The sequence below is a fragment of the Rhodococcus sp. EPR-134 genome (genome assembly GCF_001647205.1).
Lineage (GTDB): Bacteria > Actinomycetota > Actinomycetes > Mycobacteriales > Mycobacteriaceae > Rhodococcus_F > Rhodococcus_F qingshengii.
Genome location: NZ_LVCT01000163.1, coordinates 1 through 24,390, shown reverse-complemented (window position 1 = coordinate 24,390; position 24,390 = coordinate 1). Strand labels below are relative to the sequence as shown.

24 protein-coding genes and 1 pseudogene are annotated in these 24,390 nt (G+C 61.8%); 10 read left to right on the top strand and 15 right to left on the bottom strand.

Annotated elements, in window-relative coordinates; all coding sequences use genetic code 11:
• Position 1: 1 nt before the first annotated feature.
• On the bottom strand, positions 2–1,177 hold the full coding sequence (gene hsaA, locus A2J01_RS07430; protein ID WP_039973406.1) for a 3-hydroxy-9,10-secoandrosta-1,3,5(10)-triene-9,17-dione monooxygenase oxygenase subunit: 1,176 nt from the start codon (positions 1,175–1,177) through the stop codon (positions 2–4).
• A gap of 195 nt (positions 1,178–1,372) precedes the next feature.
• Here hsaA and A2J01_RS07425 point away from each other — a divergent pair, with 195 nt between their 5' ends.
• Positions 1,373–2,533, top strand: coding sequence for a Rieske 2Fe-2S domain-containing protein (locus A2J01_RS07425; RefSeq protein ID WP_064112424.1), 1,161 nt, complete (start codon positions 1,373–1,375; stop codon positions 2,531–2,533).
• 2 nt (positions 2,534–2,535) lie between these two features.
• On the top strand, positions 2,536–2,907 hold the full coding sequence (locus tag A2J01_RS07420) for a hypothetical protein (RefSeq protein WP_003945499.1): 372 nt from the start codon (positions 2,536–2,538) through the stop codon (positions 2,905–2,907).
• A gap of 70 nt (positions 2,908–2,977) precedes the next feature.
• On the opposite strand, the gene A2J01_RS07415 is transcribed toward A2J01_RS07420, so the two are convergent.
• The 7 genes from A2J01_RS07415 to A2J01_RS07385 form a co-directional block, all read right to left on the bottom strand.
• Positions 2,978–3,811: a hypothetical protein gene (locus A2J01_RS07415; RefSeq protein ID WP_064112433.1), complete on the bottom strand. Its 834-nt coding sequence runs from the start codon at positions 3,809–3,811 to the stop codon at positions 2,978–2,980.
• A gap of 197 nt (positions 3,812–4,008) precedes the next feature.
• Complete coding sequence (locus A2J01_RS07410; protein ID WP_007734097.1) at positions 4,009–4,635, bottom strand: TetR/AcrR family transcriptional regulator; 627 nt, start codon at positions 4,633–4,635, stop codon at positions 4,009–4,011.
• A gap of 74 nt (positions 4,636–4,709) precedes the next feature.
• Positions 4,710–5,966: an NAD(P)/FAD-dependent oxidoreductase gene (locus A2J01_RS07405; protein ID WP_007734096.1), complete on the bottom strand. Its 1,257-nt coding sequence runs from the start codon at positions 5,964–5,966 to the stop codon at positions 4,710–4,712.
• Complete coding sequence (locus A2J01_RS07400) at positions 5,966–6,157, bottom strand: rubredoxin (RefSeq protein WP_007734094.1); 192 nt, start codon at positions 6,155–6,157, stop codon at positions 5,966–5,968. Before A2J01_RS07400 ends, A2J01_RS07405 begins: the two co-directional genes overlap by 1 nt.
• A gap of 30 nt (positions 6,158–6,187) precedes the next feature.
• Entirely contained in the window at positions 6,188–6,358 is a 171-nt protein-coding gene (locus A2J01_RS07395; protein WP_007734092.1) for a rubredoxin, read from the bottom strand.
• Positions 6,355–7,530 (bottom strand): alkane 1-monooxygenase, encoded by a 1,176-nt coding sequence (locus tag A2J01_RS07390; RefSeq protein WP_003945652.1) that lies wholly within the window; start codon positions 7,528–7,530, stop codon positions 6,355–6,357. The genes A2J01_RS07395 and A2J01_RS07390 overlap by 4 nt, the downstream gene beginning before the upstream one ends.
• Positions 7,531–7,701: 171 nt before the next feature.
• Positions 7,702–8,178, bottom strand: coding sequence for an HIT family protein (locus tag A2J01_RS07385; protein WP_007734089.1), 477 nt, complete (start codon positions 8,176–8,178; stop codon positions 7,702–7,704).
• 140 nt (positions 8,179–8,318) lie between these two features.
• On the opposite strand from A2J01_RS07385, the gene A2J01_RS07380 reads away from it, so the two are divergent.
• A complete protein-coding gene (locus A2J01_RS07380) occupies positions 8,319–9,926 on the top strand; it encodes an FAD-dependent monooxygenase (RefSeq protein ID WP_064112423.1) in 1,608 nt (535 codons plus the stop codon).
• On the opposite strand, the gene A2J01_RS07375 is transcribed toward A2J01_RS07380, so the two are convergent.
• Genes A2J01_RS07375 through A2J01_RS07350 form a run of 6 tightly spaced genes read right to left on the bottom strand, consistent with a single transcriptional unit; the run spans position 9,913 to position 15,492 of the window.
• Positions 9,913–10,401, bottom strand: a complete 489-nt coding sequence (locus tag A2J01_RS07375; RefSeq protein ID WP_064112422.1) for a VOC family protein — start codon at positions 10,399–10,401, stop codon at positions 9,913–9,915. The genes A2J01_RS07380 and A2J01_RS07375 overlap by 14 nt on opposite strands.
• Positions 10,398–11,150, bottom strand: a complete 753-nt coding sequence (locus A2J01_RS07370; protein ID WP_064112421.1) for an SDR family NAD(P)-dependent oxidoreductase — start codon at positions 11,148–11,150, stop codon at positions 10,398–10,400. Before A2J01_RS07370 ends, A2J01_RS07375 begins: the two co-directional genes overlap by 4 nt.
• A gap of 3 nt (positions 11,151–11,153) precedes the next feature.
• Positions 11,154–12,197 carry a 4-hydroxy-2-oxovalerate aldolase gene (gene dmpG, locus A2J01_RS07365; protein ID WP_064112420.1) on the bottom strand — a complete coding sequence of 348 codons (1,044 nt, stop codon included), beginning with the start codon at positions 12,195–12,197 and terminating at the stop codon, positions 11,154–11,156.
• Positions 12,194–13,096: an acetaldehyde dehydrogenase (acetylating) gene (locus A2J01_RS07360; RefSeq protein ID WP_050655875.1), complete on the bottom strand. Its 903-nt coding sequence runs from the start codon at positions 13,094–13,096 to the stop codon at positions 12,194–12,196. Before A2J01_RS07360 ends, dmpG begins: the two co-directional genes overlap by 4 nt.
• Before the next feature lie 8 nt (positions 13,097–13,104).
• Positions 13,105–13,890 (bottom strand): 2-keto-4-pentenoate hydratase, encoded by a 786-nt coding sequence (locus A2J01_RS07355; protein ID WP_042449395.1) that lies wholly within the window; start codon positions 13,888–13,890, stop codon positions 13,105–13,107.
• A 3-nt stretch (positions 13,891–13,893) separates the two neighbouring features.
• The gene (locus tag A2J01_RS07350) at positions 13,894–15,492 is read right to left on the bottom strand and encodes an FAD-binding protein (RefSeq protein WP_058039235.1); all 1,599 of its coding nucleotides are present in this window, start codon (positions 15,490–15,492) and stop codon (positions 13,894–13,896) included.
• Between the two features lie 115 nt (positions 15,493–15,607).
• Between A2J01_RS07350 and kstD the strand changes: the two genes are divergently transcribed.
• The 3 genes from kstD to A2J01_RS07335 all read left to right on the top strand — a co-directional run bounded on the left by kstD (position 15,608) and on the right by A2J01_RS07335 (position 20,012).
• The gene (gene kstD / locus A2J01_RS07345) at positions 15,608–17,332 is read left to right on the top strand and encodes a 3-oxosteroid 1-dehydrogenase (RefSeq protein ID WP_197494173.1); all 1,725 of its coding nucleotides are present in this window, start codon (positions 15,608–15,610) and stop codon (positions 17,330–17,332) included.
• Positions 17,322–18,179 (top strand): MaoC/PaaZ C-terminal domain-containing protein, encoded by an 858-nt coding sequence (locus tag A2J01_RS07340; RefSeq protein ID WP_064112418.1) that lies wholly within the window; start codon positions 17,322–17,324, stop codon positions 18,177–18,179. The genes kstD and A2J01_RS07340 overlap by 11 nt, the downstream gene beginning before the upstream one ends.
• A gap of 69 nt (positions 18,180–18,248) precedes the next feature.
• The gene (locus tag A2J01_RS07335; RefSeq protein ID WP_007734073.1) at positions 18,249–20,012 is read left to right on the top strand and encodes a cholesterol oxidase substrate-binding domain-containing protein; all 1,764 of its coding nucleotides are present in this window, start codon (positions 18,249–18,251) and stop codon (positions 20,010–20,012) included.
• 136 nt (positions 20,013–20,148) lie between these two features.
• Here A2J01_RS07335 and A2J01_RS35705 read toward each other — a convergent pair whose 3' ends face one another.
• On the bottom strand, positions 20,149–20,385 hold the full coding sequence (locus tag A2J01_RS35705; RefSeq protein ID WP_007734072.1) for a hypothetical protein: 237 nt from the start codon (positions 20,383–20,385) through the stop codon (positions 20,149–20,151).
• 415 nt (positions 20,386–20,800) lie between these two features.
• Here A2J01_RS35705 and A2J01_RS07330 point away from each other — a divergent pair, with 415 nt between their 5' ends.
• From A2J01_RS07330 to A2J01_RS07315, 4 genes and pseudogenes are all read left to right on the top strand, one after another.
• Complete coding sequence (locus A2J01_RS07330; RefSeq protein ID WP_442971556.1) at positions 20,801–21,157, top strand: MerR family transcriptional regulator; 357 nt, start codon at positions 20,801–20,803, stop codon at positions 21,155–21,157.
• A 133-nt stretch (positions 21,158–21,290) separates the two neighbouring features.
• Entirely contained in the window at positions 21,291–22,478 is a 1,188-nt protein-coding gene (locus tag A2J01_RS07325; RefSeq protein WP_064112432.1) for a serine hydrolase domain-containing protein, read from the top strand.
• Positions 22,479–22,666: 188 nt separating this feature from the next.
• Entirely contained in the window at positions 22,667–23,476 is an 810-nt protein-coding gene (locus A2J01_RS07320; RefSeq protein ID WP_003945630.1) for a PE-PPE domain-containing protein, read from the top strand.
• Between the two features lie 82 nt (positions 23,477–23,558).
• Positions 23,559–24,290: pseudogene (locus A2J01_RS07315) on the top strand (sterol desaturase family protein); the annotation flags it as partial.
• Positions 24,291–24,390: the final 100 nt, after the last annotated feature.

Here is a 24,390-nt window from a genome sequence, read left to right as displayed (position 1 = left end):
TCTAGACCATCGTGTCGGTGATCGGCAGACCGAATTCGCCGGTTCCGAACATGACGTAGGCGCGTTCGGGATCGTTGGCGGCGTGGACGCGACCAGCGTGAGCATCGCGCCAGAAACGCTGGATAGGAGTGCCGTTCTGCAGCGCCGTGGCGCCGGAGTTCTCGAAGAGCTTGTCGATCGAGGCGATCGCGCGGCCCGTGGCGCGCACCTGGTCACGTCGAGCGCGCAGCCGCAGTTCCATCGGAACCTCTTCGCCCGCAAGGATCAACGCGTACTCGTCGGCGACGTTGCCGGAGAGCTGACGCCACGCGGCGTCGATGTCGCTGGACGCCTCGGCGATGCGCACCTTGGCAAACGGATCGTCCTTCGACTTCTCGCCGGCGAACGCAGCGCGCACACGCTTGCCCTGGTGCTCGACGTGCGCTTCGTAAGCTCCGTAAGCCATTCCGACGATCGGTGCCGAGATCGTCGTGGGGTGAATGGTTCCCCACGGCATCTTGTAGACCGGCGCGGTGTTGTTCTCGAGGCCCGGGGCGGTCAGTTCGCTCATCGCCCGGAAGCTCAGAACGCGATGCTTGGGAACAAAAACATCCTTGACCACAACGGTATTGGAGCCGGTTCCACGCAGACCGACCACATTCCACACGTCGTCGATCTGGTAGTCCTCGCGAGGAATCAGGTAGCTCACGAAATCGACTGCGCGGCCGTCCTTGAACACCGGCCCACCGAGAACGGCCCAGCTGGCGTGGTCACAACCCGAAGACCACGCCCACGCACCGTTGACTTTGTATCCACCCTCGACTACTTCACCCATACCCATCGGGGCGTAAGAGGACGAGATGCGAACGTCAGTGTCGTTGCCCCACACGTCTTCCTGTGCCTGCTGAGAGAAGAGGGCGAGGTGCCAGTTGTGTACCCCGATGATCGAGGAGACCCACCCTGTGGAACCACACGCGCTGGCGATCTTCTTGACCGCGGAGTAGAACAGCACCGGATCGGCTTCGTATCCGCCCCACTGCTTCGGCTGCAGCAAGCGGAAGAAACCTGTTTCCTGAAGAGCCTTGATGGACTCGTCGGGGATACGACGCAGATCCTCGGTCTCCTGTGCGCGCTCGCGCAGTGCCGGCAGTAGTGCGTCGAGCCTCTGCATCACCTCGTGGCTGTCATGGTTACCCACTTCGACGCTCCCGTCTTCCTCGATCGGTTGGTTCACTTACACTTGAGACTAGAACACGTTCTCTTTTCTGTCGAGACGCTGACAAAGGTCCCGTTTGTGGCCGCAATGCTGTAACAAGTGCCCCCAAAATCTGGCGGAACCGGATCGAGTTCTATAACGTGTTCTACTAACAGCTAGAAGGGATGTGAGGTCACAATGGCGCAGATTCGCGAGATCGACGTCGGAACGGTGCAAACTCGTTTCGCCCGCGGTTGGCACTGCCTGGGTCTACTGAAGACCTTCAAGGACGGCAAACCGCACGCGATCGAGGCTTTCGGTACGAAGCTCGTGGTGTTCGCCGACAGCAAGGGCGACATCAAAGTTCTCGACGGATACTGCCGTCATATGGGTGGTGACCTCACACAAGGCGAGGTCAAGGGCGATTCCATCGCCTGCCCCTTCCACGACTGGCGCTGGGGCGGCAACGGCAAGTGCACCGGCATTCCTTATGCCCGCCGCGTGCCTCCGCTCGCACGCACCCGCGCGTGGACGACCCTCGAGCAGAACGGTCAGCTCTTCGTCTGGAACGACCCCGAGGGCAATCCGCCGCCCGAAGAGATCGTGATTCCTCGTATCGAGGGCGCGTACAGCGACGAATGGACCGACTGGACCTGGAACTCCATGGTCATCGAGGGGTCCAACTGCCGCGAGATCATCGACAACGTGGTCGACATGGCGCACTTCTACTACATCCACTACGCCTTCCCGACGTACTTCAAGAACGTCTTCGAAGGTGAGATCGCCACTCAGTACCTCAACACCACGGGCCGTCCCGACATCGGAATGGCCTCCCAGTACGGCGGCGACACGCTGCTTCGCTCCGAAGCTGCGTATTACGGACCGTCGTACATGGTCAATCCCCTGTGGAACAGCTACAGCGGATACGAGGTCGAGAGTGTTCTGATCAACTGCCACTACCCGATCAGCCCGGACTCGTTCGTGCTGCAGTGGGGCGTGACGGTGAAGAAGCCGACGGGTGTCTCCGACGAGATGGCCGACAAGTTGGCCGGCAAGTTCACCGAGGGCATCAGCGAGGGATTCCTGCAGGACGTCGCGATCTGGAAGAACAAGACCAAGATCGAGAATCCCCTTCTCTGCGATGAAGACGGCCCCGTCTACCAGCTACGACGCTGGTACGAGCAGTTCTACGTGGACAAGGCCGACGTCACCGAGAAGATGACGCAGCGCTTCGAGTTCGAGGTGGACACCACCAAGGCAAACGAAGCCTGGCACGCCGAGGTCGAGGAAAACCTCGCACGCCAGAAGGCCGAGAAGGAAGCTGCAGCAGAAGCGGCAAAGAAGGAAGCAGAGGTCTAGTCGTGAGCGCCTCGATCGGAACCGACGCACGGTGGGCTCGTTGGGCCAAGGCACCGGACTTTGCCGGGCAAACGGAACGGCTCGAGGCGATCGCGGCCCAGACGATCGAGGACAAGCACGAATACCTCGACTCGGGTCTGCAGGAAGTCGACTGCAAGGCATGCGGCGCGTGCGTACTGGTTCGCAAGAACACGTACAAACACACCAGCGTTCAGTGGACTTCCGACCCGGCGCTGCGTTGCCACACCTTCAAAGAGGCAATTGCTTCCGGGCAGTCGTCGGCATTGAAAGACGGATGCCCGAAACTGCACGACAGCATCGCCGACGCGGTTAGGGACGGCACCATCACGGTGCGTGATCCCGAGGTCAGCTGACCTGATTGTGTAGAACGAGGGCCGACCCACGGGTCGGCCCTCGTTTTACGTTCCAGCGCCCGCGCGTCCGTCAGGCAGGCGGTCGCACCTTTCGTGCAGCCACCGCGTAGACTTCGCTCGACGTGGTGAGAGAGTTCTTTCCGCTGGCCGCCGGCACTCCCCCGCGTAGATTCACGGCCCAGTTGAGCGCACCCAGCGGTCCACACCCGCTGGCTCCCGGCGCCGCAAACACCGCATCCGAATGTGGGACTGCCGGGAACACTGCACCGGGGAACTCACCGATAGGTTCCGACGGAGGGTTTCCGGTTGTGGTCAGGTGAAGGTTGATCGGATTCGAAACCGAACCGATGTAGCAATCGTCACCGAGCAAGGGATTAGACAGTTTCAATCGAACAGGCATGGTGAGTTCCTGCTCGAGAACCTTCAGATCCGGCACTCCCACCGATTCCACCGTCGCGCTGATCTGAGTCAGTCCCAGCGGAGTATCGATCCCGAGAGCACCTCCCGGTACCGAAATCGGATTGGAATAGACCCCGTTGGACCCGTCCTGCTTGGCGACGAACGTCTCGATGAAACTGTTGTCCGGCTGGGTCGCGTATTTCACTCCGCCCGCAACCTTGAGGCTTCCGTCCGGGATCGGCACCGAAAGTGCGCCCAATTTCATGGTCCCTCCGCGAACTACGACGCTGGCGCACGTCGTCACCTCGAGATCCTCGATCGGGCACGTGCCCCAACCGTCGAAGGTCAACGGATCAACCGCTGCCGCACCGGAGGAACCGAGCGATCCGCTGCCGGAAGACCCTGACGATGATTCGTCGGCAATTGCCACACCTGCACCGGCCATGACAAATGTTGCAACTAGCGCGACTGTCGACATCACTCGAGATTTGTTGCGGCTCTTCATCTTCGAATTCGTCCACCGTTGACGGAAATTCACGAGAGCCACCCCCTGCGGATCGCACCTCGATCTACGCCCGGCACGCTACCGAGAAGTGAGACGCGGATTCACACATAACGACGATATTTCCCACCAAAGAACTACGGCGATCACGCTCGATCGAACTTCCGTCCTAGCCCGGAAACCGTATCGATCCTGTCGGCTCAGTTCGGTTCGACTGTGCCCGAACCGATGACCTGATCGAGGAACGGCCCGAACATCTCCCCCAGGTTCTCGGCGATCTGATCGGGGGTACCGAAAGACAACGTCACGTGACTGATCGCCAGACGCACTATCGTGCTGCCGAACATCTCGGCATGGATGCGGTCGACGTTCGCCCAACTGGTCATGAAGATCTCGGCCAACCTCGCGCTCGCATGTTCGAGCAGCGGAGTCCCGTCAGTGGTGACCAAGCTCAGCAGGTCGTGCTGCGGCCGGGGACCGACAATGCTGACCACCATCGGATCCCGGGCACCGGCGTCGAAGAAGGCACGAAATGCAGCCGAGACCGCGCCACGCGGATCCGAATGATGCAGCGTTACTTCGCGTTCCACTTCTTCGAGAAACTCGTCGACAAACCGGATGAGGTATCCGGACGCCAATCCCTGGCGAGACGTGAACTCCTTGTACAACGTCTGCCGGCTCATACCCGCAGCTTCCGCGATATGCGCCATCGTGATGTCGTTCCACGATTTCTCGGTCAAGAGTTCGCGTGTGGCGTCGAGCGCTGACGCACGGAGGAGTTGACGAGCTGCCTCGTGGTACGGGACACGGGCACGAGCGGTGGACATATCGGGAAGATTTCCATCGCCCGTGCTCGGTGTCAAAACGGTGGACACGCAAGCCACAGAAGTCACGAGTGCACTCAGAGCACCGGTGAGGCGACAAGACCCGCCGCAAGTTCGGTCAGATCCCTGTTTGTATCGGCGAGTACGTCGGCGCTGATGTCCGGGGAGCGTTCGATAAGGGTTCGGACGGCACGAATGTCCTTCGGCCGGCCCACGCTCACAGCACCGACGATATTTCCGTCGCGCATGCAGATCGCAGTGAAGTCATAGGAGTCCAAGTCTCCTCGAACAATCACGGTGTCGTCCGCGCCTGGCCAACCCGCTACTTGAATGTTGCGGCCGAATTGGTTCGACCAACTCCAAGGGACGGATTCGAAGGGTTCTTCCTTCCCGACGATGGTCTTGGCAACTGCAACTGCGTGGTCCTGCGCAGTGTTCCAGTGCTCACCACGGTGCATGCCGCCGAGAAAACCGTTGGGCACGTTGGCCACATCGCCGATCGCGTACACATTGTCGACGGAGGTCCGGAGGTATCGGTCTACCGAAATCCCGTTGTCCACCGCAATACCCGCAGCAGCAGCCACATCGGTATCGGGCAAGGATCCGATTGCGACGACGGCCAACTCCGCTGTCCACTCGCGTCCGTCACGCGCACGTGCGGTGACGCCGTCGGCACCCGTCGTGAGCGTCTCGAGGTCGACCCCCGTCTGCAAGGCGACGCCCGCCGAGACGTGCAGCGCGGCGATCTTCTCCGCTATCGACGGTGGAAGCAGCCTGGACAGGGGCACCGGTTGCGCTTCGAGAACCTGCACACTGCAACCCAAGTCGCGTGCCGTTGACGCCACCTCCGATCCGATCAAGCCACCGCCGACCACCAATAGCGAGGATCCTTCGATCAGCTGGGATTGCAAGCGTCGCATGTCTGCGATATCCCGAAGATAGTGAACGCGCTCGGAATCTTCCGCGGCCAACCGTCGGGACCGTCCACCCGTGGCAAGAATCAGAACGTCGTAGTCGATGCTGTCACCGTCGGCTAAAAGTACTGTGCGGGAATCTGTGTCGATACTCGTGACAGTTGCGCCGATCCGAAGATCGATACCCTGCTCGTTCCAGAAAGTCGACGGCCGCAACCGAACCCGATCGAACGACGCTTTCCCGGACAGTAGCTCCTTCGACAGCGCTGGGCGGCGGTACGGCTCCTCAGGTTCGCTTCCGATCAGGATGATGCTGCCGCCGAACCCTTCCTTGCGCAGGGCCTGCGCGGCACCGGAACCGGCGATGCCCGTGCCCACGATCACGACGGTGCGTGTGTCGGGCTCGCTGACCGCTGTCATCAGCGGTCCACCTCCACCATTTCGAAATCGACTTTGGCGGCACCACAATCAGGGCAGGACCAGTCTTCGGGAATCTCGTCCCAGCGAGTACCCGGCTCGATACCGTCGTCGGGCCAGCCGATCGCTTCGTCGTATTCGAACCCGCACTGGAGGCAGCGGAACAATTTGTAAGCAGTGGCAGTCTCGGACATCGGTTTTCCTTTCACCGGTGGGTATTTCGATCAGGATTGCGTGACGAGGGTGAAGTCGACCTTCTCGCGGACGCCGCAGTCGGGGCAGCACCAGTCGTCCGGAATACTCGACCACGGCGTGCCGGGCGGAAAGCCTTCTCGCGCAGCGCCTGTCGATTCGGTGTACGTGTAGTCGCAGATCGGGCAGATGTAGGCGTTCATGCGTTCACCCCGTAGGCTGCGAGGATCTTGGCCCGCTTCTTCGGCGCGATGTTGACCTGGGTGATGTCACCTCGGTAGTGCTCGAGAACGCGGTGGTCCATCACCTTGCGCCACAGGGGCGGGACTGTTGCGAGCATGATCATGCTGGCGTAGCCGCTCGGGAGCTGAGGGGCCTCTTCCATACTGCGAAGCGCTTGGTAGCGCCGTGTCGGATTCGCATGATGATCGCTGTGCCGCTGCAAGTGATAAAGGAAGACGTTGGTGCAGATGCGATCACTGTTCCAGCTGTGCGCCGGCGTGCATCGCTCGTACCGTCCGCTTGCGGTTTTCTGACGTAGGAGTCCGTAGTGCTCGAGGTAGTTGATCGCTTCGAGCAGCGAAAACCCGATGAACGCCTGGATCACGAGGTACGGCGCGATGCCGATCCCGAACACTGCAAGCGCGACACCGAACAGAACAACCGACATGAGCCAGGCGTTGAGCACGTCGTTCTTGATGCTCCAGTGCGTGGTGCCCAAACGCTCGAAGCGGGTCTTCTCGAGATGCCACGCCGACTTCAATCCCCCGCCGACGCTGCGCGGCCAGAAACCGTAGAGGGTCTCACCGAAGCGCGAGGTCGCCGGATCTTCCGGAGTCGACACTCGCACATGGTGGCCACGGTTGTGCTCGAGGTAGAAGTGACCGTAAGCACTCTGTGCGAGAACGATTTTGGACAACCAGCGCTCGACGCTCTCCTTCTTGTGCCCGAGTTCATGGGCTGTGTTGATGCCGATTCCGGCCGTCACACCGATCGTCACTGCGAGTCCGATATTGGAGAGAACGCTCAAATCCCAACGCGCCCAGATGTAGCAGGACAGGAAGAAGGCCGTGTACTGCAGCGGCAGATAGGCGTAGGTGCACCACCGGTAGAAGCGGTCGTTCTCGAGTTCGTCGATCACCTCGTCGGGCGGATTCTTCCCGTCCTCACCCGCCAGGATGTCGATGACGGGAATGAGAGCAAACGCGATCAGTGGGCCGGTCCACCAGAAGACATTCCATCCGGTGGCGGTAACAAGCCCCACGGCGATGAAAGTTGCCGATGACGGAATCAGCGCCAGCAGCCACAAGTAGCGTTTCCGGTCTCTCCAAGTTGCGAGCCGACCATCTGGCTCGGTGTACACCAACGCCGCCATCGAATTCTCCAGTTCTCGTTCGGATCAGTGAGTGCGTCCTGCGCGGTAATCCGCGACACGAACAACATCTATGTATAGAGAGTGGACAAATGATAGCGTTTTGTCAACGATTTTTGAGGTAAAAGTTTTACAAACACGCAGATTTGTACATCACTTGGATGTGGCGGCAGATCAGCGTTCAAGGAATCGAGGGCGCAAAAGTGCGCCGAAAGGCGCTCGCGCCTCAGGCGGAACGTAGGCCGCCTCGCCATGCCGGGAATACAGGTGGTCGTCCTCGTATCGCGGAAATACGTGGACGTGGTGGTGCCAGACGTCCTGGTTGCCCGCCGGTTCGTTGTGCTGCCGGGTCGAGACGCCGTCGCAGCCGTAGGCTTCACGAATTGCAACAGCCACGGCCTGAACCAGGTCGAAAACCGAGTGCCCGACGCTCGTGGGCAAAGTGTAGAGATTCTCGAAGTGCTCGATCGGCGACACAAGTACGTGGCCGGGGTTGCCCGGCCACCACTTCGGGGAAATCCGAGCGATTGCGTGGTCGGTTCGAGCAACCAGGTCGGTCGACGAGTTGTGCTCGTCGAACTCGCCCAGCGCGAAGCGACAGAACGGGCACCGGTACCCCGGCGGCTCATGATGCAACTCGCCTGCCTTCACGTCGCGATCTTCCCACGACCTCAACGTCTGCAACCCGTGCGGAAAGCCCCAAAATGCCCGATCTGCGCGAATTTCCCCAAAACAAAAGTTCGCGTACCCATACTGAAATGACCGACTGTCCCCGACGTGAGTGGGTCCTCATGGATACCGACGTATTGGTAGCGGGCGCCGGCCCGATCGGATTGACCACCGCGATCGAGCTGCGCAGACGCGGTATCTCCTGTCGAATAGTCGACCCCCTCGACGAACCGCGGCAATACGCGAAAGCCGTCGGGATTCAGCCACGCACTCTCGAACTCTTCGAGAACATGGGGGTGCTCCGCCAGGCACTCGACGCCTCGACATTGATGCGCGGTCAGATCATGTACACGAACGGCGTCGAGGTCGGCCGCGTCGACCTCACCCTCCCCGACGACGTTCCTTACTGGTTTCTCTGTCTGCCTCAGTACTCGACGGAGCGCATCCTCACCGAGCGCCTCACCGAGTTGGGAACAACCGTCGAACGCGGAGTCGGCCTCACTGCATTCGAACAATCCGACGACGCCGTCACCTGCACCCTCAGCGACGGCAGCACTGTGACAGCCCGGTACCTGGTGGGTTCCGACGGCGCGCACAGCGTGGTCCGCAAAGGGCTGGGCCTGAGCTTCGAGGGCGGCGCGTTTGCCGAGAGCTACATGCTCGGCGACGTCGAAGTCGACTGGTCGATACCCAGCGGCTACTCCGTCCGCGCCAACCACACCAGCGACGACGGAACCACCGACGATCTACTCGTCTGCATCCCACTTCCCGGACACAAGCGGTACCGCATGTCGATGCTCGTTCCGGACGAGTTGATGCCGGACGAATCGTCGAACAAAGCCGCTGTACAACAAGGTTTTTCAACCGGCAAGACACCGGAACTCCATCACATCCAGGCCGTGCTCGACAGACTGTCCCCAGAACCGACAACCGCCTCGATGCTGCGATGGTCCTCGGTCTTCCGCATCAGCCACCGCATCGTCGACGCTTACAGCCGCGGACGGGTTTTTGTCGCCGGCGACGCCGCGCACATCCATCCCCCGACTGGCGCGCAGGGCATGAACACCGGGATCCAGGACGCCCACAATCTTGCGTGGAAGATAGCGCTCGCCGTCAAAGGTGTTGCGAAAGCGGATCTTCTCGAGACCTACGACGCCGAAAGGCGGCCGGTCGGTGAAGAAGTCGTCGGGATGACGGTCCGAAATGCTCGAGAAGGAATCGGTTCGGGAGAGTCCTCCATCGACACGGCAATGCGGCGCCAGGCTCAATTGTTGATCGACTACTCGGAGAGTCCGCTGAACACCGGGCGTAATTCTTCGAGTCCACACGTTCAACCGGGCGAGCGTGCACCCGATGCACGCGGAATGCGCCGAGACGGTGTGCAGTATCCAATTCGGTTGTTCGACTTGCTGTCCGGATTCGACCACACGTTACTGCTGACTTCGGACGGATCCGCGGAGAGCATCAACAGCTTGGAGAAGGTCGCCGACGCCGCAATTCGATCAGCGCACGGCTTGCTGGACGTCTACGCGATAGTGCCACCGGGAACCGTGACCGTCGACTCGCTGGTGCCGATCATCGAGGACAACGCCTCGCAACTGTGCGCCGCGTATGGGGTCGAAGGTACGGCGGCGCTGGTCATTCGCCCCGACGGCTACCTCGGATTCCGTGGTCACCCGGAGAACGTTTCCGATTACTTCACGAAAGTGTTTGCCGTCAATCAGGAATGAGCGAAGCGAACATCAACCGAATCTCGGGCGAGAGCTTCATCAACTCGACGTATCCACCCAACGGCCCGGCATCGAGGTAGGAGAACTCCATGCCGGCGCCCTCTACCCGACCTTGTTGCACCACCGACATTCCGCGACGCTCGGCCTCGAGCAACGTCGCCTCGTAATCGTCAGGAACCCAAGCCATGTGATGAACTCCGACGCCGTGAGTCTCCAGGAACTCCGTGTACAGGTTGCGTCCGGACACTGGTTGGATCAACTCGAGCTGTTGGCTGCCCGCATATCCGATCGACACGTGAACGACATAGTCCGCGGGCTCACCTCGATACGTTGTGGTCTCGGGACCAAAGGCGATGTCTGGCATACGTAGCCATCGCTCCACTCCCCACTGCCGAGTGAACTCCTGTTCGGCGGCCTCGATGTCCTCGACCACCCAGCAGATTTGGAAGATCGGTCCCGAGACCAACGGGGTCATGCCATTTTTCCGTTGTCCACCGAGTAGACGGCCCCGTGTATCGCCGAGGCGTCGTCGGAGGCAACGAAAGCCACCATCTTCGCAACGTCCTCGGCTTCCATCAAGCCACGCGGCGAGGCAACCTTCATGACGAGGTCGAAGTCGACTCCGTCGGGGAAGGTGAATCCGGTGACTTGAGGAGTCATCATGCCGCCGGGGCAGATTGCGTTGACACGCAGAGACTTTCCGGTGAACTCCATCGCCATCGCTCGGGTCAGTCCGATGAGTCCGTGCTTGGCAGCGCAGTATCCAGCCGAGTACGCCTGCCCTTCCAGCCCCGCGATCGAGGAGACGTTGACGATGTTGCCGCCCCGTTCCAGCAAGTGCGGCAGCGCTGCTCGGGAAAGGAAGAACGGTCCGTTCAGATTGACCGCAAGGTCATGTGCCCATTCGGAATCCGCAATATCCGCCGTATGACGAAGCGAGTGCGATCCCGCCACGTTGACGAGGATGTCGATACCACCGAGTTCGTCGACACACGCTTGCACGGCCGCATCACACTGAGCGGAATCCGAGACGTCCGTCGCCGCGAAACGACGCCCTCCATCCGCGCCAACCACCTCGACCATCGACTGTCGCAGCTTTTCCTTGTCGCGGGCGATACCGAAAACCTGTGCGCCCCTGCGGTGGAGAATCTCGGTGACGGCGCGCCCCAACCCTGAGGACGCGCCGGTTACCAAGGCCACTTTTCCGGCCAGTACGTCTGCCATGGGCTAGGAAGCCGCTGCTTCGCGCTGGAGTTCCAGCGCAATGTCGATCAACTGATCTTCCTGTCCGCCGACCAACTTGCGCTTACCTGCGCGCACCAACAGTTCCGCGGACGACACTCCGTACCGCTCGGCCTGACGCTCGGCATGCTTGAGGAAGCTCGAGTACACGCCGGCGTAGCCCATCATCAGTGCCTGACGATCGAGCAGGCACTCCTGCGGCATTGCCGGGCGCACAACGTCTTCGGCTGCATCGGCGATCGCGAAGAAGTCGATACCGGTCTTGACTCCGATCTTGTCGCAGACACCGACAAACGCCTCGACCGGGGCGTTGCCGGCGCCGGCACCGAACCGACGGGTACTACCGTCGATCTGCTTGGCTCCCGCACGAACTGCCGCAATGGAATTGGCGACGCCCAGGCCCAGGTTCTCATGTCCGTGGAAGCCGACCTGAGCGTCGTTGCCGAGTTCCTGAACCAGCGCCTCGACGCGATCGGATACCTGCTCGAGCACAAGTGCGCCGGCGGAGTCGACCACGTACACACACTGGCAACCCGCGTCGGCCATGATGCGAGCCTGCTTGGCCAGCTTCTCCGGCGGAATCGAGTGAGCCATCATGAGGAATCCGACTGTTTCGAGTCCACGCTCACGCGCGAGGCCGAAGTGCTGGATGGATACGTCTGCCTCGGTGCAGTGAGTTGCGATGCGGCAGATGGACGCACCGTTGTCCTGTGCGATGACGATGTCGTCCTTGATGCCCAATCCGGGCAGCATCAGGAAGGCGATCTTCGCGTTGGCCGCCGTCTCGACTGCAGCTTTGATCAGTTCCTGCTCGGGAGTCTTCGAGAAGCCGTAATTGAAGGAGGACCCGCCGAGGCCGTCGCCGTGAGTGACCTCGATGACCGGCACTCCGGCTCCGTCGAGGGCACCGACGATGGCTCGTACTTCGTCGACGGTGAACTGATGACGCTTGTGGTGGGAGCCGTCGCGCAGCGATGTGTCGGTGACGCGGATGTCCCAGCTCGAATCGAAATGAATCATGTCGCTCATGCCTTCACACTCAGAAGCTTCTGGGCGATTTCCTCGCCCACCTTGGTGGCTGCTGCCGTCATGATGTCGAGGTTGCCCGCGTACGGCGGCAGGAAATCGCCTGCGCCTTCGACCTCGACGAACGTGGTGACCGTTGCATAGCCACCGGAAACGACGCTCGGTTCGTCGAACTGCGGTTCGTTGAGCAACCGGTAGCCGGGCACGTACTGCTGGATGTCCTTGACGACGCGGTGAATGGAGTCGGTGATCGCGGCCTGATCGGCGTCTTCGGGGATAGCGCAGAAGATTGTGTCGCGCATGATCATCGGCGGGTCCGCGGGGTTGAGGATGATGATCGCCTTGCCGCGTTGTGCGCCGCCGATGGTCTCGATACCGCGGCTGGTGGTCTTGGTGAACTCATCGATGTTCGCGCGAGTTCCCGGGCCGGCGGACAACGATGCAACGGAGGCGACGATCTCGGCGTACGCCACGTCGACGACACGTGATACCGCGTAGACGATCGGAATGGTTGCCTGCCCACCGCAGGTGATCATGTTGACGTTGGGTGCGTCCAGGTGCTCACGCAGGTTCGCGGGCGGAACCACAGCCGGGCCGACCGCGGCCGGCGTCAGGTCGATGGCACGGATACCGGCGGCCTCGTAGCGTGGTGCTGCCTCGCGGTGCACGTATGCCGACGTCGCCTCGAAGACCAGGTCCGGTTTCTCCGCCTGGCTGAGCAACCAGTCGACGCCCTCGGCGGAGGTCTCGAGTCCCATCTTGCGGGCGCGCGCCAATCCTTCACTCTCGGGATCGATTCCGATCATCCATCGCGGTTCGAGCCACTCGGAACGCTGCAGTTTGTACAACAGATCGGTACTGATGTTCCCCGATCCGACGATCGCCACACTTGCCTTGGTCATGACTACTCCTACGTGAACTGAAGAGAGACGGAACCGAGGCCGCTGAACTCGGCTCGGAAGTTGTCGCCTGGATGAGCGTCGATCGCTCGCGTGCACGAACCCGGCAGAACGATGTCGCCGGCCTTGAGCCGAACTCCGAACGTGTCGACCTTCTGCGCCAACCACGCGACAGCGGTGACCGGGTTACCGAGAACCGCATCGCTGCGCCCCTCCGCAATCCGCTCGCCGTTGCAGGTCAGCACCGCGTCGATCGCCTTGATGTCGATGTCCGACGGGCGAACTCGTTCCTTGCCGAGAATGAACCCGGCGGAGGACGCGTTGTCCGCGATGGTGTCCGAGAGGCCGATCTTCCAGTCCTTGATCCGGCTGTCGATCAACTCGATGGACGGCGCATAGGCGACAGTGGCGTCGATGACGTCTTGTTCGGTGCACCCGGCGCCCGGCAGATCTGCTCCCAGAATGAAGGCGACCTCCACCTCGACGCGCGGGAAGCAGAAGCGCGACGTGTCGACCGGACGGTTCTCGAACTCTTCCATCTCGGCGAGCAGGTGACCGTAATCTGGCTCGTCGACGCCCATCATCTGCTGCATCGCCAGTGACGAGAGTCCGACCTTGTGTCCGACCACCTTTGCGCCACCGGCAACACGACGCCTGATGTTGATGAGCTGGATCTCGTAGGCGTCGACGACGTCGATGTCCGGATACGTGGCGATCAGCGGGCTGATCGGAGCGCGATCCCGTTCCGCCGAATCAAGATGGTCGGCAAGTTCGCCGCGGATCTGCGTCGAGAGCATCGTTCAGGCCTTTCCGACTGTGGAGAATGCGGCTGCGTGCTGACCGGCTCGTCGTCCGGAGAATACGCAGTCGGCGAGCGACAAGCCGCTCACATACGAGTTGGAACAGATACCGACCGCGGTACGGCCGGCGGCATACAGACCAGGGATACCCTCCCCGGCCTCGTTTTTCACCATGCCGGACGATTCGTCGACCACCAATCCACCGAGCGTGAGCATCGGGCACGGATTCATCATGTTGGGCTTGATCGAGACGTCGTACATCGTGAACGGCGCAGACAGTATCGGCCTGACGAAGTCCGACGGTTTGCCCATCGGATCAGGTTGTCCGGCAGCGGCAGCGGAGTTGTGCGCGTCGACGGTGGCTTGAAGGCCGGCGACGTCTATCCCCGCTTTGCGGGCGACCTCGGCAATGGTGTTGCCACGCACTGCAGTACGCATCATTCCGGTGGTCTGCACCCGCTGGAACCACATCGACTGGTCACCTATCTGCGATTTCGCTTCGCGAACGAGTTCGGAATCTGCCAGCAGCCAACCGATTCCGCTGCTCTTCTCCGCCATCGCCTGACCGAGAGCGGCACCGTAACGGGACTCGTCGACGATTCGCGCACCGGATTCACCCACCAAAATGGAACCGAGAAAAGCACTCGGCGGGACGATGAATCGCCAGGCGGACACATTGCCGAGCTTGTCGGTGGCTCCCCCGGCTTCGATACCGAGGTTGATGCCTTTGCCGTCGTCCCCGGACGTGCCGAGCGGGATACCGCCCTTGTAGGCGGGGGCATGGGTGCGCATCATCTCGCGATTGGACACGAAGCCGCCGGCGCTCAGGATCACGCCGCCGCGTGCCTGGATGCGAATCCGCTTGGCGTGCTTCTTCTCGATCTTCGCGATGAGTGCGTCGAGAATCGTGCGCAACTGCGGTGCGTAGACGCCGGGCTTGGAGGACAGGGACCCGAGCGTCGCGTGACGGCGACGAACTCCGGCAGGTGCGTCACGCAGCGTCAGTGCTTCGACGCCGATCACCCGGCCGTCCTCGATGATCAGCCGGTCCGCTCGCGTCTGGCCGAGCAACTGGACGCCCTTCGCCTCCGCGGACTTCGCGAGCGGGCCGTACAGCATCTTTCCCGACGTGCCACGCCCCTTGGCGCGATGACCACGCGGAGCAGGTTTTGCGATGTCACGGAACCCGCCGGCCGATTCGCTACCCGAGAAGTAGAGGTAGTGCTTGTTGCTCGGGTACGACGTCTTGTACGGACAGAGTGAGGCCTCGAACGGCACGCCGTGACTGCGCAGCCAGTCGATCGACGCCGGGCTCTCGTCGACGAACCGGCGCAGAGTCTGCGGCGTCACCGCGTCACCGACCTCGCGGTTCAGGTAGGCGAGCATGGCTTCGGGACTGTCCTCGACACCGGCTTCCTTTTGAATCACGGTGCCGCCGCCGGCGTAGTAGATTCCTCCGGAAATCGTGCTGGCCCCACCGCCGAGCGCTCGGTCGATCGCCAAAACCGACGAACCGGCCGCTACCGCTTCGAGCGCCGCACTGGCGCCCGCCACACCGAACCCGACCACAAGGACGTCAACCGAAGTATCCCAGGTCACACCGCACCATCCTCAATCTCACTGCAACGTGTTTCGTTATCAATGACAACGTCCGGAAATACTTCCTGGCAGAAAGCATGGACTGACACCCCCATCATTCTATAACGTGTTCTACATGAGCAAGCAGGAATACGACATCGTCGTCGTCGGCAGTGGTGCCGCAGGTATGACAGCGGCCTTGACCGCAGCCCACCAGGGCTTGAGTGTGGTCATCGTGGAGAAAGCCGCCCACTACGGCGGATCGACCGCCCGTTCCGGTGGTGGGGTCTGGATCCCCAACAACGAGGCACTTCAAGCGGGCGGTGTCACCGATACACCGGAGGCCGCACGTTCCTACCTGCACAGCATCATCGGCGACGTTGTCGCTCCCGAACGCATCGACACCTATCTCGAGCGCGGTCCCGAGATGCTCTCGTTCGTGTTGAAGAACAGCCCGCTCGAGCTGCAGTGGGTTCCCGGCTACTCCGACTACTACCCGGAAGCACCCGGCGGACGCCTCGGTGGCCGCAGTGTCGAGCCCACCCCGTTCGACGGCAACAAGTTGGGCGCCGACCGCAAGAACCTCGAGCCCGACTACGTCAAGGCCCCCAAGAACTTCGTCATCACCCAGGCCGACTACAAGTGGCTCAACCTGCTGATGCGCAATCCTCGCGGACCCCTGCGCGCCATGAAGGTCGGCATGCGATTCCTCGCAGCGAAGGCCACCAAGAAGGATCTGCTGGTTCGCGGCCAGGCACTGGTCGCCGGTATTCGACTCGGACTTCAGTCCGCCGGAGTACCCATCCTGCTGAACACCCCGCTGACCTCCCTGTACACCGAAGACGGCGCAGTTCGCGGCGTCAACGTCATCGTCGACGGCGAGGAGCAGGTCATCCGCGCTCGCCACGGAGTCGTGTTGGGATCCGGCGGATTCGAGCACAACAAGGAAATGCGTGAGAAGTACCAGCGCGCACCTATCGGCACCGAATGGACCGTCGGCGCGAAGGCAAACACCGGCGACGGTATCCGCGCAGGCCAAGAAGTGGGCGCTGCAGTCGATTTCATGGACGACGCCTGGTGGGGCCCGTCCATTCCGCTGACCGGCGGACCGTGGTTCGCTCTCTCCGAGCGCACCCTCCCGGGCTGCATGATGGTCAACATGTCGGGCAAGCGCTTCGGCAACGAGGCGGCTCCGTACGTCGAGGCAACCCATGCGATGTACGGCGGTGAGTACGGTCAGGGCGAGGGCCCCGGCGAGAACATCCCGACGTGGATGATTCTCGATCAGCGCTACCGCAACCGCTACACGTTTGCCGGTATCACTCCCCGCTCTCCCTTCCCCGGCCGCTGGCTCAAGGCCGGCATCGTGGTCAAGGCGGGAACCATCGCCGAATTGGCCGAGAAGACAGGGCTTCCCGTCGCATCGCTGACCGAAACCGTCGATCGGTTCAACGGCTTCGCGCGCAACGGCAAGGACGAGGACTTCGGACGCGGTGACAGTGGTTACGACGCGTACTACGGCGATCCCCGACTGAAGAACCCCAGCCTCGCCGAAATCAGCAAGGCTCCGTTCTACGCCATCAAGATGGTTCCGGGTGACCTCGGCACCAAGGGCGGAATCTGCACCGACGTCAACGGCCGAGCACTACGCGAAGACGGAAGCGTCATCGACGGCCTCTACGCGGCTGGCAACGCAAGCGCTCCGGTCATGGGCCACACCTACGCCGGACCAGGCGCGACCATCGGTCCCGCAATGACTTTCGGTTACCTGGCCGTACTCGACATCGTCGAGCGTGCGAAGAAGGCCGAGACAACCGAAGCACCTGCAGCTGAAAAGACGGCGGTCGACCATGCCAATTGATCCGAAGATCGCACTCGGCGCCGAGCTTGCGCCACAAGAGTTCTCGTGGACCCCGTCGGACGTGCAGCACTACCACTTGGCCCTGGGGGCAGGTGCTCGTCCGCTTGATCCGACCGAGCTTCGATACCTCGACGACGAAAAGCCTCAGGTACTACCCACCTTTGCCACCGTCGCCGCCAACTTCCACGCCACCGAAGCACCGAAGGTGTCGTTCCCCGGCGTCGAAATCGATCTGGCGAAGGTAGTCCACGGGAGCCAGGAAGTCACTGTCCATCAGCCGATCCCGGCAAGTGGAAGTGGCCGCACCACAACTCGAATCGCCGAGATCTGGGACAAGGGCAAGGCCGCGGTGATCGTGCAGGAATCCGTCACGGTCGACGCCGAGGGCAACCCGCTGTGGACAGCTCGCTCGTCCATTTTCGCCCGCGGCGAGGGTGGTTTCGGGGGTGAACGTGGTCCGTCGGAGTCGATTACGCTTCCGGATCGCGAAGCAGATGAGACAGTGGTGACGCCTGTGCTTCCACAGCAGGCTTTGCTGTACCGGATGTGTGGTGATCGGAATCCGTTGCACTCGGATCCGCAATTCGCCTCCGCGGCAGGCTTTCCAGCGCCTATCCTGCATGGACTGTGTACTTACGGAATGGTCTGCAAGACCGCAGTGGATACCATGCTCGACGGCGACAGCAGTCGGGTAGCCGGATTTCGGGCCCGCTTTGCCGGGGTCGTATTTCCCGGCGAGAACTTGAGTATCCAGATCTGGAAAGACAATGGGCGACTCCTGATCTCAGCTTCTGTACTGGAGCGCGAAGCTCCTGCCCTGGCTGACGTAGTTCTCACTCTTGTCTGATACCAACCTGTCTGATACCCACCTGTTAGAACTCACCGTAGTTCTCGAACCCGATGGAGTAGCCCGAAGATGACGGCACAAGACGAAAAGTTCCGACTGTCCCGACGAGGTTTCATGGCCGCTGGAGCCGGCGCCGTGGCAGCGACCGCATTCGCCGGCTGGACGCCGGCCTATGCCGTCCCCGCCGGCTCCTCCGGCTCCGCGGGTGGTCCTGTCTCCACCCTCACGCCGCCGCCTGCCTTCCCCGAAGGCATCGCGCTGTACCAGCAGGCATATCAGAACTGGTCCAAAGAGATCATGCTCGACGCGATCTGGACCTGTTCGCCCAAGACGCCCGAAGACGTAGTCCGCCTCGCGAACTGGGGCCATGCCAACGGCTACACCATTCGTCCCCGCGGTGCCATGCACGGCTGGACGCCGCTGACCATCGTCAACGGTGCGCCGGTCGACAAGGTCATCCTCGCCGACACCACGGTCCACCTCACCGGCGTCTCCGTCAACGCCGGTGGCAGCCCAGCCACCGTCACCGCAGGACCCGGCGCGACCCTCGACGCCATCACCACCGCACTGCAGGCACAGGGCCTCGGGTTCGCGAACCTGCCGGCGCCGGGTGTGTTGACCATTGCCGGCTGCCTCGCCGTCGACGCTCACGGCGCAGCTCTTCCCGCCGAAGGCGAAGCACACGTTCCCGGACAGACTTTCGGCTCACTCTCCAACCTCGTCACGTCCCTGACCGCAGTGGTCTGGAACGGCAGCGAGTACGCACTGAAGACGTATGCACGTAGCGACGCGGCGATCAAGCCGCTGCTGACTCACCTCGGACGCACCTTCCTCACCTCCGTCACCTTGCAGGCCGCCCCCAACTACCGCATGCGCTGCGTCAGCCACACCGACATCGGTTGGCAGGAACTCTTCGGCGCCCGCGGAGCGTCCGGACGCACCTTCGAGAAGTTCGTCCGCGAAAACGGTCGCGCAGAAGCAATCTGGTACCCCTTCACCGAACGCCCGTGGATGAAGGTGTGGTCACTTGCACCCACCAAGCCGCCGTTCTCGCGTGAGGTGACCGGACCGTACAACTACATCTTCTCCGACAACCTCCCGGAGCCGGTCACCGACATGATCGGCCAGATCAACTCCGGAAACCCGGGCATCGCACCGGCATTCGGGCAGATCATGTACGCCACCACCGTTGCCGGACTCGCCGCGACGTTCTCCAACGACCTGTGGGGATGGTCCAAGGACGTCCAGTTCTACATCCGGGCCACCACCCTGCGCCTGACCGAGGGCGGCGGAGCCGTCATCACCTCGCGCGCCAACATCGGCCAGGTCATCCACGACTTCACCCAGTGGTTCAACGGTCGCATGGAGTACTACCGCTCTATCGGACAGTTCCCCCTCAACGGCCCCGTCGAAATCCGTTGCTGCGGCCTCGATCAACCGTCGGATGTCGAGGTCGACTCGGCAGGCGCCCCCACCATCTCGGCCATGCGCCCGCGCCCCGACCATCCGGAATGGGACACCGCCATCTGGCTCAACGTCCTCGGCGTCCCCGGAACCCCCGGCATGTTCGCGTTCTACCGCGAAATGGAACAGTGGATGCGTAATCACTACAACAACAACGACGCCACCTTCCGCCCCGAGTGGTCCAAGGGCTGGGCGTTCGGCCCCGACAAGCCGTACACCGACACCCCGATCATCACCCAGGGCCTCCCCCAGACCTACCGCGACGGCGTCCCATCGAGCGACAACTGGGACACCGCCAACGCCGCATTCAACGCGTTGGATCCGCACAAGGTCTTCAGCAACACCTTCCTGGACCAGTTGCTGCCTTGAGGTTCAAGTACTGAGCGCACACTCTGACAACTCGACGGTCGTCGCCACTCCCCTTACTTTCGGGAGTGCGGCGGCCGTCGTGCGTTGCAGTGAGCGGGATGAAGGAGTCCCCCCGCATCCCGACGAGGCAGCTGCCTCAATCGCGATCAGGATGGATCGCCTCGTGCATACTTTCCACTGCCCTGGCGTGAGTTGAGAGCTCGGACCGAGCCGACCGAATCGTGGCGCTGTCGCTGCGTGCCCCCGGCTCGGACGACGACGAGTCCTCTCCGGGGTTCGGCGCGCCACCAGCTGGATGCTCGGAGGAGCCGGTGCGCTCTTCCCTCTCCGCGCGGGCGCGCAACAACGACTCGGACTTCGGGGTATTTCGCATCGGAGCATTGTCCCAGATCCATCTCCTATGACTCACATTGAGCGCTCTCACCCCCGACGACCAGGCCGTTCCTGAATATCAACACCTAGAATGTTCGCAACAAAATATCTACAGCGGTCAGGGTAGACATTCTCGCGAGGCTGTTGTATCTTTTTTCTCGTAGCAAGGAACGAGTCAAGAGATGCGGGAGAGATGAACTACCCGCAAGCAGTACCGCAGGGCAGGGACGTGCCGGGGCCGAATTCGTGTGTGAGTGTGTAGTCGGACCCGGCACCCCCCTTCAAAGCGGCTACCGGATGTCTTGTGCGAGTCCGGAAGTTCGAAAGAATGCAGTTATGTAAGTAAGTTCAACCCCATCCGGCCCCCGGCGCTCCTCGCGCCGGGGGCCCCGTCCGTTCAGCGAAAGAAGCGAGCCATTCCGGCAGATACACCACCGGGGGACCCCTCCGGCAAATTCGACGACGAGAACTATCCTGCGTACAGCATGGGACATGCGGCCGAGATCCTCGGTGTCAGGCAAGCTTTCCTTCGTAGCCTCGATGCCGCGAAACTACTTACCCCGCAACGCTCTGAGGGCGGACATCGCCGCTACTCCCGCTACCAGCTGCGCATCGCAGCCCGCGCGCACGAACTCGTAGCCAACGGCACGGCGCTCGACGCGGCTTGCCGCATCATCATCCTCGAAGACCAACTCACCGAAGCCCGTCGCATCAACGCCGAGCTTCAGCAAGCGCAGGACCTGCGAGAGGAACCGGACGCGGCACCCGAATGAGGACTGCACTGGAACAGCAGTTGCGCCTATACGGTCGATCTGACCCCTCCTCCTTCCAACTGCGGTAAATTCGGCCAATTGGGACATTGCTCGGCGTCGGTTGCTCGATTTCCACATCGAAGGGATCGCAGGCATGACTTCCTCCCACCACCGCGCTCGGGTGCGGCTGTCTGCTCTGTCGATCGTCTTGACCGTTGCCATTGCAACCGCTGCGTGCAGTTCCGACGATGACTCCGCAACAAACACGGGCAGCGCCTCTCCCAGCACCTCGAGCAGTCGGGAAGCCCCCGAGATCACGGACATCGTCCGCCGCCAAGTGGCCGACTTAGGCCTCAGTGCCGCTGTGTTCGGGGTGTGGCGAGGCGACGACGAAGTTGCTCTCGGCGCCGTCGGAGAGTCCCCTGTCGGAGTTCCGGCGACAACCGACATGCAGTTGCGCGTCGGCCAACCGATGGAACCGATGCTCTCGACAGTCCTGCTGCAACTCGACGAAGAGGGAACGCTTCCCCTCGATCAACCGATCGCGAAGTGGGAACCGAACTTTCCACGCGCAGACACCATCACTCCGCGAATGCTGGCCAACAGCACGTCGGGCATCTCCGACTACGTGACCGATCCACAGTTCCTCAAACTCTTCACGGACAACCCGATGAAGGGCTGGACTTCTCGAGAGATCCTGGATCTTGCCAACTCCCGCCCGCCGTTGTTCGAACCCGGCACCAGTTGGGCGTACGCGCACAGCGACCTGACGCTGCTCGGCGACGTCATGGAGAAAGCGACTGGAAAACCGCTGGGCGAACTACTTCAGCAGCGCGTCTTCGATCCACTCGGGATGGATCACAGCAGCGTTGTACTCACGTCGCAGATGGACGAACCGATCCTGCACGGTTACACCAATGAACGTGGAGTATTCGAAGACTCCACTTTCTGGAATCCGACGGCGTTCCTGCACAGCGGAAACATGAACGCGCCTGTCGCCGACGTCGGAAAGTGGGTGCGCGCGCTGGGAACGGGAGAGTTACTCTCCGACAAGGCTTTCGAGCAGCAGATGGCGCCGACGACTGCGGGCTTGGGAAGTATGACGGCGGACAAGTTCTTTTCCTTCGGGACCGGGCACCTCGACGGCTGGCTGGTGATGAACCCGTCGTACGGCGGTTACAACGGTCTCGCGCTCTACTACCCCGATTCGAAGACGACGATCGTCGTCTACGCCACACTCGGGCCGACAACCAACGCGGACCTCAACAACGCCGTGTCGATGGGGAAGGAGATCGGAACCCTCCTCGAGCCGGATCACCCGCCGCAGGTACCGACGCCGTGACGCCCCACACACGCTGGTAGTAAACAGCGCCGGTCGGCAACTTCCTGTTTACGCACGGATTACCTCCAGGACTTATCGCCCCATCACCATTCTCTTCAGTACCGAACGAAACGCGTCGGACCGCGGGTTGTCTCGCCAGTGAACGAGAACGTAGATAGATGGGGACAGGCCCGATGAGGAAATACGCGATGTCAGTGGCATGCACGGTTGCAGTCACAGCGGGGGTGACTCTTGTGATGTCGGTACCTGCCGGAGCGGACCCGAATGACGGTGGGTCGTGCCCGGCCGGTGCGGTATTCGCGGTCGGCGGAACGTGGGATCCGACGGGACAAACGACGCAACCCGTCACCGACCGCTACGTCGCCCAGGGTTACGCCTCCAAGCCGGTGACCTACCCCGCCAGCTTCTGGCCGCTCGGCGAACAGACGTACGACCAGAGCGTTGCCGCCGGCGCCCAGACGCTTCGCACTGAAGTCAACGCTTTCCACGCTCAGTGCCCGGGCAGCGAGATCGTCGTCACCGGATACTCACAGGGAGCACGGATTGCCGGCGACGTTCTCGGTGACATCGCACGTGACGGATCCATTCCCCAATCGCAAGTCGAAGGCGTCCTCTACGCCGACCCTCGCAACTCGGCCGGGGGCATCGAAACCGTAGTGCCCAATGTCGTTCCGGGAGCGACGATGTCCGGAGCACGCGGCGGATTCGGAGACATCGCAGTGCAGGAAGTCTGCATCGAGGGTGACGGCATCTGCAACATGCCCAAGCCGCGTGATGCGCCCGAGGTGTTCGTGGATTCGGTCTTCGGCTACTTCACGAAGCACAACACCTACACGCCGATGATGTCCGAGCCCGCTCCGCCTGCTCCCCCGGCGCTGCCGCAGACACCGTCGGTGCCACTGCAACCGGCTGACGTCGCCACTGCGATCGTGACACGGGTCGTCGAGAACATCACTCCGTATCTGAGCGCTGCACTCGCCACCGTGCTGACGAAGTAACGCGACACCGCTTGTTCGGCTGACTGAAAGTCGACCGATTCGTACAAGTCGAGGACCACCCGCGCCGTGCACCATCGAATACATGCTCACCCTCATCGTCAGATACGGGTACGTCCCGTTCATGCTCTTGGGAATCAACGGAGCCGCAATCGCGCTGGCGGCATCCGGCGCGCCGAAATGGTCACTGGTGGCATTGATTCTCTTCGCAGTGGTCTGCTCTTTCGCCGCCGAACGGGCGCTTCCCTACGAATCTTCGTGGAATGCCCCCGGACCGGACAGGTTTCGCGACGCGGTCCATGCGTTTGTCAACGAATCTCTCATCTTGGTCAGCGTCGCGGTAATCCCGTTGATGGCAGCGGTGATTCCGTTCGACGGGCTGTGGCCGATCGGTCTTCCGTTTGTCGTTCAGGTCGTCTTCGCAGTGTTGGTTGCCGATTTCGGCATCACCGTCGTGCATTTGATCAGCCACAAGGTTGGATGGTTGTGGCGTTTCCACGCGGTTCATCACAGCCTCGAACGGTTCTACGGTATGAACGGACTGATGAAGCACCCCGTGCATCAGACTTTCGAAACCGCAGGTGGCGTCCTGCCACTGATCCTCCTCGGGATGCCCGTTCCAGTTGCCTCGGCGCTCGCGGTTTGTGTCGCTGTCCAACTCCTGCTTCAGCATTCGAATGCCGACTACCGCATCGGCCCCCTGCGCCCGATACTCGCCCTCAACGCCGGCCACCGATTCCATCACCTCAAGTGGGCGGGAATCGGTGACGTCAATTTCGGTTTGTTCACTCTGATCTGGGATCACCTGTTCCGCACTTAGAGCGTGTCTCATGTGGGTGAAGTGACGTGTGGGACATAATACGGTTCGTGGTGGATGATTTGTCTTTGCGTTTGGTGCCGGATGCCTTGTGGGAGAT